This is a genomic window from Streptococcus sp. A11 (assembly GCF_043674225.1).
Lineage (GTDB): Bacteria > Bacillota > Bacilli > Lactobacillales > Streptococcaceae > Streptococcus > Streptococcus suis_V.
This window is the reverse complement of record NZ_JBIMJS010000012.1, coordinates 17,745-34,680: the sequence shown is the minus strand read 5'-3', so window position 1 is coordinate 34,680 and position 16,936 is coordinate 17,745. Positions and strand designations below refer to the sequence as shown.

16 protein-coding genes are annotated in these 16,936 nt (G+C 45.9%); 2 read left to right on the top strand and 14 right to left on the bottom strand.

From position 1 onward, the window contains the following. Positions 1-15: 15 nt before the first annotated feature. Both ACHBIF_RS07850 and ACHBIF_RS07845 read left to right on the top strand, forming a co-directional pair. The gene (locus ACHBIF_RS07850; protein WP_170242174.1) at positions 16-555 is read left to right on the top strand and encodes an ECF transporter S component; all 540 of its coding nucleotides are present in this window, start codon (positions 16-18) and stop codon (positions 553-555) included. A 90-nt stretch (positions 556-645) separates the two neighbouring features. Continuing rightward, entirely contained in the window at positions 646-2,364 is a 1,719-nt protein-coding gene (locus ACHBIF_RS07845) for a phospho-sugar mutase (protein ID WP_394719738.1), read from the top strand. A gap of 773 nt (positions 2,365-3,137) precedes the next feature. Here ACHBIF_RS07845 and rfbD read toward each other — a convergent pair. The 14 genes from rfbD to cls form a co-directional block, all read right to left on the bottom strand. Next, on the bottom strand, positions 3,138-3,998 hold the full coding sequence (rfbD, locus tag ACHBIF_RS07840; protein ID WP_394719736.1) for a dTDP-4-dehydrorhamnose reductase: 861 nt from the start codon (positions 3,996-3,998) through the stop codon (positions 3,138-3,140). Positions 3,999-4,052: 54 nt separating this feature from the next. Next, positions 4,053-5,093, bottom strand: a complete 1,041-nt coding sequence (gene rfbB, locus ACHBIF_RS07835; protein ID WP_394719734.1) for a dTDP-glucose 4,6-dehydratase — start codon at positions 5,091-5,093, stop codon at positions 4,053-4,055. Positions 5,094-5,290: 197 nt separating this feature from the next. Further along, the gene (locus tag ACHBIF_RS07830) at positions 5,291-5,776 is read right to left on the bottom strand and encodes a phosphoribosylanthranilate isomerase (RefSeq protein WP_394719732.1); all 486 of its coding nucleotides are present in this window, start codon (positions 5,774-5,776) and stop codon (positions 5,291-5,293) included. Beyond that, entirely contained in the window at positions 5,776-6,369 is a 594-nt protein-coding gene (locus ACHBIF_RS07825) for a dTDP-4-dehydrorhamnose 3,5-epimerase family protein (RefSeq protein ID WP_002937119.1), read from the bottom strand. Before ACHBIF_RS07825 ends, ACHBIF_RS07830 begins: the two co-directional genes overlap by 1 nt. Then, positions 6,369-7,238, bottom strand: a complete 870-nt coding sequence (rfbA, locus tag ACHBIF_RS07820; protein WP_394719730.1) for a glucose-1-phosphate thymidylyltransferase RfbA — start codon at positions 7,236-7,238, stop codon at positions 6,369-6,371. Before rfbA ends, ACHBIF_RS07825 begins: the two co-directional genes overlap by 1 nt. Positions 7,239-7,330: 92 nt before the next feature. Continuing rightward, a complete protein-coding gene (locus tag ACHBIF_RS07815) occupies positions 7,331-8,155 on the bottom strand; it encodes a ZIP family metal transporter (protein WP_105122675.1) in 825 nt (274 codons plus the stop codon). Between the two features lie 205 nt (positions 8,156-8,360). Continuing rightward, the gene (locus tag ACHBIF_RS07810; protein WP_125266231.1) at positions 8,361-9,155 is read right to left on the bottom strand and encodes a Nif3-like dinuclear metal center hexameric protein; all 795 of its coding nucleotides are present in this window, start codon (positions 9,153-9,155) and stop codon (positions 8,361-8,363) included. Continuing rightward, positions 9,145-9,828: a tRNA (adenine(22)-N(1))-methyltransferase TrmK gene (locus ACHBIF_RS07805; protein ID WP_105160144.1), complete on the bottom strand. Its 684-nt coding sequence runs from the start codon at positions 9,826-9,828 to the stop codon at positions 9,145-9,147. Before ACHBIF_RS07805 ends, ACHBIF_RS07810 begins: the two co-directional genes overlap by 11 nt. A 1-nt stretch (position 9,829) precedes the next feature. Continuing rightward, positions 9,830-10,510, bottom strand: a complete 681-nt coding sequence (locus ACHBIF_RS07800; protein WP_394719726.1) for a DnaD domain protein — start codon at positions 10,508-10,510, stop codon at positions 9,830-9,832. A gap of 9 nt (positions 10,511-10,519) precedes the next feature. After that, the gene (gene metA / locus ACHBIF_RS07795) at positions 10,520-11,461 is read right to left on the bottom strand and encodes a homoserine O-succinyltransferase (RefSeq protein WP_394719724.1); all 942 of its coding nucleotides are present in this window, start codon (positions 11,459-11,461) and stop codon (positions 10,520-10,522) included. A gap of 112 nt (positions 11,462-11,573) precedes the next feature. Beyond that, positions 11,574-12,086, bottom strand: coding sequence for an adenine phosphoribosyltransferase (locus ACHBIF_RS07790; protein WP_105110758.1), 513 nt, complete (start codon positions 12,084-12,086; stop codon positions 11,574-11,576). Between the two features lie 26 nt (positions 12,087-12,112). After that, positions 12,113-13,111 carry a DUF3114 domain-containing protein gene (locus ACHBIF_RS07785; RefSeq protein WP_394719784.1) on the bottom strand — a complete coding sequence of 333 codons (999 nt, stop codon included), beginning with the start codon at positions 13,109-13,111 and terminating at the stop codon, positions 12,113-12,115. Beyond that, positions 13,096-15,306, bottom strand: a complete 2,211-nt coding sequence (recJ, locus tag ACHBIF_RS07780; protein WP_394719722.1) for a single-stranded-DNA-specific exonuclease RecJ — start codon at positions 15,304-15,306, stop codon at positions 13,096-13,098. Before recJ ends, ACHBIF_RS07785 begins: the two co-directional genes overlap by 16 nt. A 77-nt stretch (positions 15,307-15,383) precedes the next feature. Then, on the bottom strand, positions 15,384-16,931 hold the full coding sequence (gene cls, locus ACHBIF_RS07775; RefSeq protein WP_105110755.1) for a cardiolipin synthase: 1,548 nt from the start codon (positions 16,929-16,931) through the stop codon (positions 15,384-15,386). Positions 16,932-16,936: the final 5 nt, after the last annotated feature.

Genomic DNA, 16,936 nt, shown 5'->3' with positions numbered 1-16,936 from the left:
TCCAATCAGGTGGCCATGACAGCCATTTTTATCGCCATTATGGTCATTATCGAGGTCATCAGCCAGGCTATTTTTGCCAGCTTCGTACTTCCTGTCAAGCCAACCATTACCCACATCCCTGTCATCATTGCTAGTATCCTCTACGGACCAAAGCTGGGAGCCAAGCTAGGCGGCTTCATGGGCGTCATGTCCATTATCCGAAATTCCATTATCTTATCGCCCATGAGCTATGTCTTTAGCCCCTTGGTGGAAAACGGGAACTTCTACTCTATTCTCATTGCCCTTGTCCCACGAATTTTGATTGGGGTCACGCCTTATTATATCTACAAATGGCTGAGCAATAAGCCTGGGCTGGCTCTGGCGGGTCTGACTGGTACCCTGACCAATACCATTTTTGTCCTGTCCGGTATTTTCATTTTCTTTGGCTCTGTCTACAAGGGCGACATTAAACTGGTCCTGGCAGGTATCGTTTCCATCAACTCCATCACGGAATTGATTGTCTCAGCCCTGTTGACTGTGGCTATTGTTCCGATTTTACAGAAAGTTGTAAAATAAATCTCAGAAAATCATGTGAAAGCATGATTTTTTTTTTTGAAAATGGTATAATGAAAGCGTTTAATAGAAAAATTTTTTAAGGAGATATCTATGTCGTATCAAGAAACCTATCAAACTTGGCTAGATGTTGCTGACCTGCCTGACTACCTTCGTCAGGATTTATTGGCCATGGATGAAAAAACCAAAGAAGATGCCTTTTATACAAATCTTGAATTTGGTACAGCAGGTATGCGTGGCTATATCGGTGCTGGTACCAACCGCATCAATATCTACGTGGTGCGTCAAGCAACCGAAGGTTTGGCAAAATTGGTCGAGTCTAAAGGTGAAGAAGCTAAAAAACGTGGGGTAGCGATTGCTTACGACACTCGCCACTTCTCTCCAGAATTTGCCTTTGAATCCGCACAGGTCTTGGCAGCACATGGCATCAAGTCTTACGTCTTTGAAAGCCTACGCCCAACACCAGAATTGTCCTTTGCTGTCCGCCACTACAATGCCGTTGCAGGTATCATGGTGACTGCCAGCCACAACCCTAAAGAATTCAATGGTTACAAGGTTTACGGCGAAGATGGTGGACAAATGCCACCAGCAGATGCCTCTGCTTTGACAGACTACATCCGTGCTATTGACAATCCATTTGCAGTGGAATTGGCTGACTTGGAAGAAAGCAAGGCTAATAGTCTGATTACGGTTCTCGGTGAAGAGACAGACCGCCTCTACCTGGATGAGCTCAAGTCTATCAATATCAACAAAGACTTGATTGCTGAGCATGGTAAGGACATGAAGATTGTCTATACCCCACTTCACGGTACTGGTGAGATGTTGGCTCGTCGTGCCTTGGCTGAAGCTGGCTTTGAGTCTGTGGCAGTTGTCGAAAGCCAAGCAACAGCTGACCCAGACTTCTCAACAGTTGCCTCTCCAAACCCTGAAAGTCAAGCTGCTTTTGCACTTGCCGAAGAACTTGGCCGCGAAGTTGGTGCAGATGTATTGCTGGCAACAGACCCAGATGCTGACCGCGTTGGCGTCGAAGTTCGTCAGGCAGACGGTTCATACTGGAACCTGTCTGGTAACCAAATCGGTGCTATCATTGCTAAGTATGTCCTTGAAGCGCATAAACAAGCAGGTACCCTCCCAGCAAACGCTGCCCTTGCTAAATCAATCGTGTCAACTGAACTGGTAACTAAGATAGCTGAAAGCTATGGCGCAACCATGTTCAACGTCTTGACAGGTTTCAAATTCATCGCTGAGAAAATCCAAGAATTTGAAGAAAAACACAACCATACTTACATGTTTGGTTTTGAAGAAAGCTTTGGTTACTTGATTAAGCCATTCGTGCGCGATAAGGATGCCATTCAAGCCGTTCTGATGGTCGCAGAGATTGCTGCCTACTACCGCTCTCGTGGCATGACCTTGGCAGATGGTATCGACGAAATCTTCAAGGAATACGGTTACTTCGCTGAGAAAACCATCTCTGTTACTCTTTCTGGTAAAGACGGTGCCGAGCAAATCAAGGCTATCATGGCTAAGTTCCGTGAGCATGCTCCTGAGCAGTTCAACAAGACAGACATTGCTCTCTTCGAGGACTTCGCTCTGCAAAAGGCTGTCGCTCTTGACGGAACGACAACTGAACTGACAACACCTCCGTCAGATGTGCTCAAGTACACCTTGACAGACGATAGCTGGTTTGCCGTTCGCCCATCAGGTACCGAACCAAAAATCAAATTCTACATCGCAACAGTTGGCGCAACCTTAGGTGAAGCTGAAGAAAAAATCGCCAATATCGAAAAAGAAATTACAGAATTTGTAGGATAGAAATAAGGTCACAGCTGAGCTGTGGCTTTTTCTATGGTTATATTTTAGCAACTAATAAAATCAGTTACGCCACTTCATCCGCTCGATGATTGACCGGATCAATAACTTGTGGTTGGAAGCACCGAAAAACTCAAAAAACGGCTCTATAAGACTGTAGTGGGTAAATCCCCTATAGAGATTATGGAGCCTTTTTGAGTATCAAAAAGTCCCATATGACCTATAATGAAAAAAGACTAAACCATCATTAGAAAGGAATCATATGGAATAGATAAACAGTCAGGGAAGTGATTGTTTATCCCCGAGCCAAGAAATAATAAAGCGAGGATAGTATCACAAACTTACTTGGAACGAAAGACCCCAACATCACTATTTTGGATCATGTGGACTGCACTTCTCACAAAGAAATTCTTGCCAAACTGGATTATTCAGCTATTTTTACAATCATCAACGTTTTCAAGAGCACAACGACGGCCTTGTCCCTCTTGAAATGAGGAACAAGGCCGTCGCCTAATCTTTTATTATTACATTGTCCACTTGACAGGGAGCTGTTCAAATACTTTAGCGAGTTTAACGGTTATTTCTTTAACCAAATAACTTTGCTACAGTCTTAAACGGATTTACGCAGGAGTTAGTTAGCGCTAACTCCTTTTATATTTTTATTATAAACCATTGAACTTGATTTTTCAAGTAAAATACCTGGGACCTTATATGAATGCTAAGAATTGTTTCCTGGGATATGTAGAGGTTTCGTGACCTATATTATACAATCCTAGCTACTTATCACCCATTTTTTCCTGCTCATAAAACGCCTGCAAGGCCTCTTGCCAGCTTGGGATAACAAAGCCTGTTGCCTTGGCCTTGTCCAAATTTATAGTTGAGTTGAATGGACGTTTGGCTTTGGCTGGGAACTGGCTAGAATCCACTGGCAATACCTTGGTGTTGGTATCCTTAAGAATCTCTGTCGCAAAGTCAAACCAAGTTGTATCTTCTGCCGCATCGTTTGACAAATGATAATAGCCAAATTCTTGACCAGTTTCGACCAAGTGAACCATAAATTCCGCAAGGGTCCGTGTCCAGGTTGGGCGACCGTGTTGGTCGTTAACAACTGTCAAAGTATCGCGGGTTTCCGCAAGATTTTGCATAGTAAAGACAAAGTTTTTGCCATAGTTACCAAAGACCCAGGCAGTACGAACTGTGTAGAACTTCTCTGCGAATTTCTCGACCGCTTCTTCACCCAGACGCTTGGTGCGACCGTATTCAGATTGAGGATCTGGTTGATCATCTACTTGCCATTCTTGACCGACTGGCAACTCACCGTTGAAGACATAGTCTGTTGAGATATAGACAAGGGTTGCACCGTATTTGGCTGCAGCCTTGGCAATATTTTCAGAGCCCGTTACGTTAATCTTGTAGTTGAGCTCCTTGCCCTCATCTTCTGCCAAATCAACAGCTGTGTAGGCTGCACAGTGGTAAACAACGCTTGGTTTGACTTCTGCAAAAAAGGCATCCACCTTGTCTGCATCCGTGATGTCCATTTCTGCTACGTCAGCGGCAACATACTCAACACCACGCTCATCCAAGAGATAACGCAACTCTGTACCCAACTGACCATTTGCACCTGTAATTAAAATCATATTTGCTCCTTATTTCAAGAAAGGCTTGGGCAAGAGCCCTAGCCTATAATAATATTAGTTAATAACTTCCTGTGTCTTAGCATAGTTGGCTTCAACAGCTTCTTTTTCAGCCTTCCACCAGTCTTGGTTATCTGTGTACCACTGGATAGTTTCTTCCAAACCTTGAGAGAAGTCTGTGAATTGTGGTGTCCATCCTAGCTCATCACGAAGTTTGCTTGCGTCAATAGCATAGCGCAAATCATGTCCTGCACGGTCAGTCACGTGGTCATATGCATCTTTTGGTTGACCCATTTTTTCAAGAATCAATTCAAGCACTTCTTTGTTGTTCTTCTCACCATCAGCACCAATCAGGTAAGTTTCACCCATACGGCCTTTTGTCAAGATTGCCCAAACACCAGTCGAGTGGTCGTTGGTATGAATCCAGTCACGGACGTTTTTTCCTTCACCGTACAATTTTGGCTTGATACCTGCCAAGATGTTGGTGATTTGGCGTGGGATAAATTTCTCGATGTGTTGGTATGGTCCGTAATTGTTTGAGCAGTTGGAAATGGTTGCTTTAACACCAAATGAACGCACCCATGCTTTGACAATCAAGTCTGAAGCAGCCTTGGTTGATGAGTAAGGTGATGATGGGTTGTAGTTGGTTTCCGCAGTGAATTTCTCACCTGGACCTTCTCCATGACCTGGCAAGTCTTCACGCAAAGGAAGATCGCCGTAAACTTCATCTGTTGATACATGATGGAAACGTATGTCGTATTTACGAGCCGCTTCAAGCAATGTGTAAGTACCGATAAAGTTGGTATGGATAAATGGGCTCGGATCGTTGAGAGAGTTGTCGTTGTGGCTTTCCGCTGCGTAGTGAACGATCGCATCCGCTTTAGCAGCCAATTTGTCAACCAATTCAGCATCTGCGATATCGCCGACAACCAACTCCACACGGTCACCAAGAATAGCTTCCAAGTTAGCCTTGTTTCCTGCATAAGTGAGTTTATCCAAGACAGTCACATGGACGTCTGGGTGGTTATTGTAAACGTAGTGCACAAAGTTTGAGCCGATGAAACCAGCTCCACCTGTAACGATGATGTTTTTATACATTTTTTTCTCCGAAAATGTTTTTTATTTTTTTGAGCTGCTTAAGGTAGCGTGGGGCGCAAGCAACCGCCTTAGGCGTTTCATTGCTTATTTTCGAGCCAAAAGTCTCGAAAATCCCCTGTACCCGAACTTCCAAAGTAGTTCGGGTACTATCGCTACAGCAGCAACTCCCCTTTATAGGCTCGCTTTGCTCGCTTATTTTACTTCAAGATTTCTTTTAAGTAAGCAATCTTAGCAAAGTCTTTTTGATTGTTGTTTTCTGCTCGGTAGGAATCTTTGGAGGAGGCTTGATAGATTTTTAGGTATTGTTCAAGTGTCGGTAGGTAATAGCGAACACCTGCTGTTTCTAGTTCTTCCAAATCTTCTAGCTCTACACCTGCAAATTCAGGAAGTGAATGAAGGCCTCCGAATTCAACAGATAAGCCGTCTTTATGAAATTCATGTTCATGACGGTCAACAAGGACATAGCCTAATTGGTTCATCATGGCAATCAGCTCATCAGCACGATAAATCCGTTCGTCATCTGGGGCTTCCCAGCCACGCGGATCACTCGGAACATGAATATCTAAATCTCCTGCCTGCCAGTCCCTCCCTGTGCGCCTTTCTAAACCAACTGAGCCCATTAACAAGGGTATGATTCCAAGCTTGTTTAACTGCTCTGCTATTTCCAAAAAGGCTTGAAACATTAGAGGTCCTCTTTTCTCAAAGGCTTCACATCTTTGAGAAGTGGGTGATTTTTATCTGCCTCTGAAACTTCCGCTTCTTCTAGGTTTTCCCACTGGATGTCGAGGCTAGGGTCAGCGTAGTTGACGAAGGCATACTTAGGCTTGAGTTCCAAAGCCCAGTAGTCGTTAACCAAGTAGCTGTAAGCCACGAAGTCTGACAAAACTTGGAAACCATTGGCTACGCCACGCGGAACGAAGATACCTTTTGAAGCATCGATAACGGTTTGGTAGGTGTTGCCGAAGGTTTCGCCTTCACGAAGATCGACCCAAGTTCCCAAAACCTTACCGCCGTCCGCTACGGAGATATATTTATCCCAAGGCTCTGCGTGAAGACCACGAAGAACGTTTTTGCGAGAGAAGGAAACATTATTTTGTAATTTCCCTTCTGCAAAGAAGCTTTCAGGGAAGCCGAGAGGCAACATTTTTTCCTTTTGGAAGTTCTCCTTAAACCAGCCACGGTTGTCACCATGAACAGGAATGTCGAATTCTAACATTCCAGGAATAGCTTCAACTGGGCGAGCTGCTAGTGTTTTACCGAAAAAGTTTTCTGTCATTAGGCTTCTCCAATCAAACGGAGCAAGTATTGTCCGTATTCATTTTTCTTAAGGGGTTGCGCCAATTCATGTACTTGTTCTTTTGTAATGTAGCCCATGCGGTAGGCAATTTCTTCCAAGTTCGCAACTTGAACATTTTGCAAGCGTTGAACCGTTTCGATGTACTGCGCAGCTTCCAAGAGGCTTTCATGCGTACCTGTATCCAACCAAGCAAATCCACGTCCCATGAGTTCCACAGACAAGTCGCCACGTTCAAGGTAGGCCTTGTTGACATCTGTAATTTCCAACTCACCACGAGGGGACGGTTTGATATTTTTGGCAATCTCCACAACATCGTTGTCATAGAAGTAGAGACCAGTAACCGCAAAGTTTGATTTTGGCACTTCTGGTTTTTCTTCGATGGAAATGGCATTCATGTCTACGTCAAATTCCACCACACCAAAACGCTCTGGATCTTTGACTTGGTAACCGAATACTGTCGCACCTTTTTCTTTGCTAGCAGCCCGTTGCAACATCTTGGTCAAACCATTTCCATGATAGATGTTATCCCCCAAAATCAAAGCCACATTGTCATCACCGATAAATTCTTCACCGATAATGAAGGCTTGCGCCAAACCATCTGGACTTGGTTGTTCTGCATATGAAAGTGAAATTCCAAGTTCAGAACCATCTCCTAACATATCCTTAAAACGTGGAAGATCCTGAGGCGTTGAGATAATCAAAATTTCTTTAATCCCAGCCAACATTAAGGTTGACAGTGGATAATAAATCATTGGTTTGTCATAGATAGGCATCAATTGTTTTGAAGCCGCTCGTGTCAGAGGATACAGACGTGTACCTGATCCACCTGCTAGAATAATACCTTTCATAGTCTTACCTTCCTGCGTATAATATCAGTCCATTATACCATATTTTCAGCGTTTTTGTCATAAGGAAAAAGCCTCCGAAGAGACTTTCAAGTTTATCCAAGAGCCACGTCCAGAATCATCATGATGATGAAACCAGCCATGAGGCCCAGCGTTGCAATATCCGTATTTCCATTAGTCTGGGACTCCGGAATGAGCTCCTCGACCACGACGAAAATCATAGCACCGGCCGCAAAAGATAGGGCATAGGGTAAAATCGGTGTCATGTAGGTCACCGCCACCGCTCCAATCACAGCAGCAATAGGCTCAACAATGGCCGACATAGACCCCCAGAAAAAGGCCTTACTTCGAGTCGCACCGTCTGTCCGAATAGGGATAGCCAGGGCTGCTCCCTCAGGAATATTTTGCAGACCGATACCGACTGCTAACCCAATAGCACCTGCAAGGGCAGCAGGACTAAAGTTCGACGCTAGAGCACCAAAGGTTACCCCGACCGCCAGCCCTTCAGGGATATTGTGGATGGTTATGGCCAAAAATAGCAGAGCTGTTTTAGACAGATTTTTCCTGTCCTCCTCACCCCCACCTTCGGCCTGAGATTTGTCGTGCCCCAGGTGCAAATGTGGCACCAGAGCATCGACCAAGCGTAAAAAGATGCCTCCAAAAGCAAAACCAAGAGCTGCAGGCACCCAAGCCCAGGCGCCATAGGTCTCCTCCGCATAGCTAATCGAAGGAGCTAAGAGAGACCAAAACGAGGCCGCAATCATCACTCCAGCTGCGAAGCCCAACATGGTATCCAAGAGCCTCCGACTAATCGTTTTAAAGAAAAAAACAACCGCTGACCCTAAAATAGTACAGGACCAGGTAAAGAGCCCTCCCAACAAGGCCTGTACAACAACTGATTGTTCCATAAACCAGGTCATAGAAGAACCAACTTTCTAAATCAATATCTTAAGTTCCTCTAGCATACCCCAAATTCAGAAGAATTGCAAGCTCAGATAGTTTGGATAAGTTTTGGAACCGAAAATAGAGCAAAGGTTGTTGCCACTGCCTTCAACCTGACCCTTGCTCACTGGTATCTTTCTATTTTGGTTAAAAAAAGCACCACTAGGGTGCCAAGCATAATTTTTACAAATGTCGAAAGGGATTGGTCGACACGGTTGAAGGCAAGATTTCCACATCCCAGCCGTTTTCAGCCTTCCAGTTCTCTAGCAAATCAGCGATTTTCTTAATAAAGAGCACCTCAATGTGATGACCTGGGTCAATGGCCAAAAGGCCCTGGGTCAGCATGTCCTGACCAGTATGATAGTAAATATCACCAGTGATATAGACATCCGCATCCTTCGCAATCGCATCCTGATAGAATGAACCACCACTACCGCCACAAATAGCCACTCGACTAACATATTGCTGGGCTTGATGACCATAGGTAACCAGGCGAACCGCATCCAGACCAAAGACGGACTTAACCTTCACTGCCAGCTCCTCCAAGGTCTGCTCTGCTATGGTGCCCACACGACCAATCCCGTGACCTTCAATAGTCTCATGAAGAACGGTTGTCTCCTCTATCCCCAAGAGTTCACAGAACCAGTCGTTCAGACCACCCTCGACCACATCAATGTCCGTGTGGCTGGCATAGACCGCAATATCGTGCTTAATCAAATTCAGATAAATCTGATTTTCCAGCTTATCCGCCACCAAATCCTTAATCGGACGGAAAATAGGGGCATGCTTGACAATAATCAAATCCACCTGCTTGTCAATGGCCTCTGCCACTGTCGTTTCACGAATATCCAGAGCCACCATGACCCGCTTGATATCCTTTTTCAGCGTCCCAATTTGCAGACCGCTGACATCCCCTTCCATGGCTAGATGGGGCGGACAAAAGGCTTGATAACGTGCGATGAGTTGACTAGCTAACATGCAAAACCTCCTTGATGTGATTGATTTTTTGGGAAATGGCAGAGCGGTCATCCTGTCTTTCCAGGGGCACTTGTTCCAGGGCATAAGTGAGCTTATCCAGCTCCTTCAACCACTTATTAACAAAGACAGCTGACTGCTGCTCCAACAAATAAGGTCCAAATCGCTCTTCTGTTGCAGACAAGCTCATCTTTCCCGGCTCCGCTACTAGGATTTCATAGAGTTTGTCATTTTCTTCCAGGATTTCCTCCGCAACAAGCTGAAAATCATGGGCGACCAGCCAACGACGGACATCATCTTCACGGTTGTTGGGCTGCAAAACCAATCGCTCAACGCCTGCTAACTTATCCTGACCGGCCTCCAAGATGTCGGCGATGAGCCTACCGCCCATGCCTGCGATAGTCACAGCAGTAATCTGGTCAACAGCTTCTACGGCCGCCAGCCCATTGGCCAAACGAACCAAAATCCTGTCCGTCTGTCCCGCCTGCTCAACGTTTTGAAGGGCAGACTGATAGGGGCCCTGGACCACTTCTCCTGCCACGGCGAAGTCAATCCTGCCCTGCTCCACCAAAAAAAGAGGGAGATAAGCATGATCACTCCCTACATCGACTAAGCGTGCTCCGGTTGGCACGAAAGATGCGACTGTTTCCAGCCGTTTTGATAATTTTGTTTCCATTTTACTCTTTCCAGAGATCCATGGCCGCCAGAAAATCGCTGGATGCAGTGACATTCTTGGGCGATGGCAAATCTCTTTCTGCATTTTTTGCCTCTACTTGAGCGACGGTGGTAATTCCCTCCCGACGCCAGTTGCGCAGAATAGCTTGAATATATTTCCAGTTGGTCTTATTGTTGAATACGGCCTCTTTGAGGGCTGCTCGAATGAGCTCAACGGAGGTCTTGTCCTCTTCAATCGTCTTCTGCAAATCCTCAATCTCAAAAGGCGACAGGAGACGGCCAAGTTCTCGCTCAAAATCACCTACAATGATCTTCAAATCATTAGCAGGAGCAAGAATCTCCACAGCAGATTCCTTAGGCGCAGCAAATAAACCATCCAGCTTTTCCAGGGCTGGGGCTGCATCAAAAATCATCTCAATCTCACCATCTAAGATAATGGTTTTCATCTCCAGCAAGCCTGAATCCTGCAGCTGTTCAATGGCCCGATTCACCTCGGCCACCGTAGCTCCAATGGCCTGAGCGATGTCGCTTGGGGCAAGGGTTTCTAATTTACTGGTATTTTGAAAATAGAAAAACTGCCAAACCAAAAAAGTCTGTGATGAGGGAAATATATCCTTAAAATGAAATAGTAAGGCAGAAGGCAGGACCAAGTGGCCCTGCTGAAATTGCTGTGAATAATTCATACTTCCTCTTTATAAACTCGCTGAAAGAGCTGATAATTCTGCGTGATTCCAGTCGTAAGGTGTTTCTTGATAGACCGCATAGTTGACCCAGTTTGTAAAAAATTGTGCTGCTGGCAAATTCCAAGACAGAGCTGGTCTGCTGGTCGGATCATCGTTTTTGAAATAATTCTCTGGCACATGGGGATTTTTCCCAGCCAGGCAATCTCGCTCATATTCCTTAGCCAGGGTGTCACGGTCGTACTCCAAATGACCAAAACTATAGACTTCGCGCAAGTCCTTGCTGGCTAGAATAGACAGGCCGACATCTGCTCCTTGGGATAGAATTTCCAGCTGTCCTAAATGAGCAATATTTTCCGCCTTGACCTCAGTATAGCGGGAATGAGGTGAGCGAAACTCATCATCAAATCCACGCATGAGGGGATTGTTTGCCCCTACTACTTCTTGGCAATAGACGCCGGACAATTTACGATCCATCTGGTATTTTTCGACACCGTAGCGGGCGTACAGTCCAGCCTGTGCCCCCCAACAAATATGCAAGGTTGAGTAGACATTAGTCCTGGACCAGTCGAAAACTTGGACCAGTTCCTGCCAATAGTCCACTTCCTCAAATGGTAAATTTTCCACTGGAGCACCAGTGACGATGAGCCCGTCAAAGTAGCTATCCTTGACCTCTTCAAAGGTCTTGTAAAATTGGTCCAAGTGGTCAGCGTGAGTATTCTTGGATTCATGACTGACCATGTGCAGAAATTCCACTTCAAGCTGCAGGGGCGTATTGGCCAAAAGACGGAGCAACTGGGTCTCCGTCACAATTTTTTGGGGCATAAGATTAAGAATTAAAATCTTTATCGGACGGATGTCCTGATGGCTAGCTCGGTCGCTATCCATGACAAAGATATTCTCTTGTATCAAAATATCTACTGCTGGTAAGGATTTTTCAATCTTGATTGGCATGGACAACCTCCTAATTATCTTATTATCTATTATAAAGCAGGTGTCCAGACAAATCAAATAGCTTAAAATTAGTATCAGTTATAGATTATAACTATACCCTTGATAGATAATCTTAATAATGCATCAAAACCTTGTAGTCGTAGTCGCCGATAGCTTCTCGGCCTTTGAGGTCATCTAACTCAATCAAGAAGGCACATCCAGCAACAATTCCACCCAATTTTTCAATCATTTCGATTGTTGCTTTGACCGTACCACCAGTAGCCAACAGGTCGTCTACAATCAGGACACGTTGACCAGGTTTGATAGCATCTGCGTGCATAGTCAAGGTATCCACACCGTATTCTTTTTCATAGTCAGCCGAAATCACTTCGCGTGGCAATTTCCCTGGCTTACGAACTGGTGCAAATCCGATACCCAGTTCAAAAGCAACAGGACACCCTACGATAAATCCACGCGCCTCAGGACCAACAATCATATCAATATCCTTGCTAACAGCATACTGCACAATCTCACGAACAGCATAGCTGTAGGCATTTCCATCAGCCATCAAGGGGCTAATATCACGGAATTCGATACCCTCTTTTGGATAGTCAGGAATAGTTGCGATGTAATCTTTTAAGTTCATGTTTTTCTCACTTTTTAAAAATAATTTTACTCTTTATTATACCATGATTTTATCTTTTGGCATAATCTAAATCCTATGTCTCTGGAAAATTCCTTTCGCAGTTTAGCTACCTGAGCTGCTCTGCTATTTCCACCAAAGGAAAATATTCCCTGCCGGTTGAAATAGGAATGGTCCCAGCCCACCTTGGACTTGCGCAGTTGGAACCAGTAAATTCGAACCGGAGACAGATAAGCCCCTGCCTTGGAACGGAGGATTTTCTTACGGTAGACAGGGTCGTGGGGACCAACCGGTTTCATGTCCAGCTGGTAGTGCCTGCGATTATTGGCCCTGGCATAGTTAAAGGAGGCACCGTTGACCTGACCATTTAAGGTCGGAGTCTCATCCAAAATCAAGGCAAAGTTCCCCTTTTCATCCAAAATAAACTCGCTGTGAAAATGGATGAGGACCTTGATGTTGAGGGGCAGGCTCTGTGTTAATTTTTCCCTGCGAAAGAGTTGCTTGTTGTGGAGGCGGGCAGATTGCCGCAGCTGGTAACTCCGGCGTGGCAAAGTAGACAGGTAGCTAGTCAAGGCCTGCCAGTCTGATTTCCCCTGCCCGTAGTGCCTGCGGACCCAATCCGCCTGCTGGTAGGAAATCAAGTAACGGAGCTGGTGAACCTTCTTAGGTAGGCTCTCATCAGGGTAAGCTAAGTCAACTAGCCCAGCAAACTCCCGCCAAAAGGCATGATGCGGAGGCAGATTTTGGTCCATCTGTCCCATTAACCAGGTCAGGTGCTTCTGCTCCAATTCCTCTGGAAAGTCAAGAATGGCAATAATCTGGTCCACCAACTGAGCAGAGCTTGCCTGGTCCAAGTTTCTTCTCATTTCCTTCAAAGTCTCCGCACAGGCTAGGCTGGCAAAGGTCAGCTGGTCTAGTCTCTTAGCTTGAAGAGGAATGCTACAGGTCCGACACTTACGCCAGGGTAAGAAGGGCAGACAGATAAGGACTGCCAGTAATAAGACCTGCCAGATCATGATGAACCACACAGCCAATCATAAATTTCTTGGACCGTTCCCAGGGCAAAAAGCTCCTGCTGGACGACCGTTTTCTTCAGGTCTTGGTAAATCTGACTGTCCGAAATCTCCCGCTTCTGGGCATCCTTATTAACCCTCATCACCCCATCTGAAATGGTGACAAACTCCAATTCCTGGAAAATCTGAATCATCTTGACCAGCAAGCTGTCCTTAATTTTCAGATAAGCAGCCAAATCCTTGAGTTTATAACGCACATCAAACTCATCAAACTGGTAAATGGTCTTATAGAGCTTGGCAAATTGCTCCCGACTCCCGTATCCATCCAAATAATATGGCTTGGCTATCTCATTTTTGAAGTAGATAGCCTCGAATTGATGTTCTTGGAAATAGCTGCGCAGACTTTCTAAATCCTCTGGCAAACTAGCTAGAGCAATGACAGGCGAACTCGTCTGCTCTGCCATGTCCACCAGAGGAATGCCAGCAGGAATCGGATGCTGTTTACTGCGAATGTTATAGAGCTGAACACCGTCCACACGCGCGTCCACCAGCATGAGCTGCAGGCTGGTATTGCCATTCCATCTGTTGACAGAAAGGGTCACAGCCAGCTCCAGATCCTTGGCCTGAGAAAATTCCAGAGCCAGATTGCCCTTGCCAAAGGCAACGACGTCAAATCCGGCTGCTCCCTTACTGATCCGGAGCTTGAGGTGGGCATTGTTTTGCCCCATAGTCCGGGCAGACTCAACCTGAAAATCCTTGACATAAAAGACCGGTTTTTTGTTGTCCATGCCGTAGGGAGCCAGCTTGTCAAAGGATTTTAAAGTATCCAGGGTCAATTCCTCTAGGTCAAGCTCCTCATCAATAACCAGTGCAGATTTCTGAGACAAGTCCAGTTTATTCTCTTCGATAAAGGTCGATAAAGTGTCCGCCAGCTGGTCTAATTTATCCACTTCCAGCGTCATGCCAGCAGCTCCAGCGTGACCGCCAAAGGCGATAAAGAGGTCCTGGTGGTCCTTGAGGGCTTGGAAAATATCAACAGCCTCCGGTGACCGGGCAGAGCCCTTGGCCCGCTCTTCCTCAATGGACAGGACAATGACCAGCTGGCCCAGCTCTTCCAAGAGACGGCCTGCAACGATCCCCAGCACACCAGGATTCCAGCCTTCCTTGGCTAGTACCTGTACAGGCCGACTGGTGTCTAGCATGGTCTTGGCCTCATCATAAATAGCCTGGACAATATCCTTGCGTTCCACATTTTTAGCATCAATCATGAGGGCAATTTCATGGGCCTCTTCATCGTCAAAGCCAGTCAAGAGTTCAAGGGCTGGATTGGGGTCATCCAGGCGGCCCAGGGCATTGAGGCGGGGGGCAATTTGAAAACCGACCGTTTCTTCATCAAGGCCATCGAGCTCAATCCCAGCAATCTTCATCAATTCTTGTAGGCCAGCCCGCTCAGTTTGTTTGAGCAGAGAAAGGCCGTATTTGACCATAACCCTATTTTCATCGGTCAGGCTGACCATATCGGCTATGGTTCCAATTGCGACTAGTTCCAATAGGTCTGCATGAACCGTCTCCAAAAGTGCGCATGCCAATTTGAAGGCGACGCCACAGCCAGCCAGGTGCTTAAAGGGATAGTTGCCTTCGGGATGCTCTGGATGAACAATGGCATAAGCAGCCGGTAAAGTCGCCTGAAGGGAATGGTGGTCCGTCACAATCACATCAACACCCATCTCTTGGGCATAGGCAATAGCTTCATGACCCGCTACGCCATTGTCAACCGTAACAATGAGAGAAATCCCCTGCTGCTCAATGAAATACTTGTAGACAGACTGGTTGGGGCCGTAGCCATCGGTAAAGCGGTTGGGCAGGTAGACCTGGACCTCCGCCCCTAGCTCCTCCAAGGTCTCCTTCAAAATCGAAGCTGATGTCATGCCGTCCGCATCGTAATCACCATAGATCAGAATCTGCTCGTAGTCCTCAATGGCCCGACGAATCCGCTCAACGGCCTTGTCCATGTCATGCAGTAGATAAGGATCATGCAGGTCTTCAAGGCTGGGCTGCAAAAATTTCTGCAAATCCTCCGCTGTCTGGATGCCCCGCTCGTAGAGGAGCTTGGCTGCGATAGGGTCCAACCCTTCTTTCTTTGCCAATTTGACAAATGTTTCATCAGAAAAACTGGGCATCAATTGCCAGTCATATTGTGGTTTAATCACACTTTTTTCTCCTTAGCATCTATCTTTCCATTATACCATGTTCAAAGGAAAAAACGACAGGGAAAATCTGTCGTTTTCTATAATAAGGGGGCAATAATGCGCATAATGGCTCCGGCCAGTCGTTTGTTCCACGAATAGGTTTTGATAAAGGGCAGGAGCTTGATTTGCTGGGATTTCTTGAAGGACTGGTCAAAGTCTTCCTTGATTGCTGCTAGAACACCTGAATGGTTGTAGATATAAAGACCACACTCGAAGTTTAGATAGAAAGAACGGAAATCCATGTTGACCGTCCCCACCGTTGCCTTTTTGTCATCCACAAGGACCACCTTGGAATGGACAAAACCTGGCTGGTATTCGTAAATTTCGATGCCTGATTCTAGGTAGGTCGGAAAATCTGTCCGAGCAGCCAACATGGCTGATTTTTTATCATAGATATGAGGCAGGAGTAACTTGACCTTGACGCCGCGTTTGGCCGCGTAGGTTAGATTGTCAATCATCTCGTCATCCAAGACCAGGTAGGGCGTCATGATGTAAATGTAATCTGTCGCAGACTGAATCATGTCCAGATAGACACGTTTGGCCACCTCATCTCCATCAAAGGGATTTTCTCCGTAGGGCAGGAAGAAACCTTCGCCATCAATGGTCTCTGTCTCCAAGTCCTTGTGGGATTTGAGGTACTTGAGGTCCTCAGTCTCCCCTTTTTCGTCATAGTTCCACATCTGCAGGAACATGAGGGTAAAGTTGGCAACCGCCTCCCCCCTAATCATGATAGCAGCATCCTTCCAGTAGCCAAACCGAACGATTTTATTGATATATTCGTCCGCAATATTAACCCCACCTGTAAAGGCGACTGCTCCGTCAATGATGGCAATTTTGCGGTGGTCGCGGTTGTTTTGAATAGTGGAAAGGGCCGGGATAATCTGTGAGAATACCTTGGCCTTGATTCCAAAGGTCCGCAGCTGCTTATAGTAGGAATAGGGCAGATTGGTCAGAGAATTGGTCCCGTCGTACATAAAGCGCACTTCCACTCCCTGCTCTGCTTTATCCTTCAAAACAGCCAGAATAGAGTCCCACATATAGCCCTGGTCCACAATGAAGTATTCCATAAAAATGTAGTTTTCTGCCTTTTTCAATTCCTCCAAAAGAGCTTCAAACTTGGCCTCTCCACTGGAAAAATACACCGCATCCGTATTAGTATGCAGGGCATAACCGACATGGTCACTCATATAGTTGGCTAGCTTGAGCTGCTCCTTATCCTCCTTGGCCAGTGCCTTCATGACCTTGTCAGAAGTGCTGGAGAATTCGCGCAAGCGCTCAGCCTGTTTATAGAAATTCTTCCGATAACGCTTCGTTTCAATATTGGATTGGAGAATGAAATAAAAGAGGGCTCCAAAAATGGGAATGCCACTGACAAATATAATCCAGGTCAGCTTAAAACTAGTATTCATTGGACGATTGATAATGGAAATGGCCACCAGAACAGAAAAAATCTGCATAATGGACCAAAATGCCGGCATATAATTGGTCGCCTCAACCACAAACCAAAAAATCAGAAAGACCGTCAGAGCAAGCAGGCTAATGACAATAAAAGTCCTCGAATAAATAATCTTCCACAGTTTTTCCATAGTCG

Coding starts and splice junctions, on each gene's coding strand:
- ACHBIF_RS07850 (WP_170242174.1), top strand. CDS start 16: ATGACAGCCATTTTTATCGCCATTATGGTCATTATCGAGGTCATCAGC.
- ACHBIF_RS07845 (WP_394719738.1), top strand. CDS start 646: ATGTCGTATCAAGAAACCTATCAAACTTGGCTAGATGTTGCTGACCTG.
- rfbD (WP_394719736.1), bottom strand. CDS start 3,998: ATGATTTTAATTACAGGTGCAAATGGTCAGTTGGGTACAGAGTTGCGT.
- rfbB (WP_394719734.1), bottom strand. CDS start 5,093: ATGTATAAAAACATCATCGTTACAGGTGGAGCTGGTTTCATCGGCTCA.
- ACHBIF_RS07830 (WP_394719732.1), bottom strand. CDS start 5,776: ATGTTTCAAGCCTTTTTGGAAATAGCAGAGCAGTTAAACAAGCTTGGA.
- ACHBIF_RS07825 (WP_002937119.1), bottom strand. CDS start 6,369: ATGACAGAAAACTTTTTCGGTAAAACACTAGCAGCTCGCCCAGTTGAA.
- rfbA (WP_394719730.1), bottom strand. CDS start 7,238: ATGAAAGGTATTATTCTAGCAGGTGGATCAGGTACACGTCTGTATCCT.
- ACHBIF_RS07815 (WP_105122675.1), bottom strand. CDS start 8,155: ATGACCTGGTTTATGGAACAATCAGTTGTTGTACAGGCCTTGTTGGGA.
- ACHBIF_RS07810 (WP_125266231.1), bottom strand. CDS start 9,155: ATGTTAGCTAGTCAACTCATCGCACGTTATCAAGCCTTTTGTCCGCCC.
- ACHBIF_RS07805 (WP_105160144.1), bottom strand. CDS start 9,828: ATGGAAACAAAATTATCAAAACGGCTGGAAACAGTCGCATCTTTCGTG.
- ACHBIF_RS07800 (WP_394719726.1), bottom strand. CDS start 10,510: ATGAATTATTCACAGCAATTTCAGCAGGGCCACTTGGTCCTGCCTTCT.
- metA (WP_394719724.1), bottom strand. CDS start 11,461: ATGCCAATCAAGATTGAAAAATCCTTACCAGCAGTAGATATTTTGATA.
- ACHBIF_RS07790 (WP_105110758.1), bottom strand. CDS start 12,086: ATGAACTTAAAAGATTACATCGCAACTATTCCTGACTATCCAAAAGAG.
- cls (WP_105110755.1), bottom strand. CDS start 16,931: ATGGAAAAACTGTGGAAGATTATTTATTCGAGGACTTTTATTGTCATT.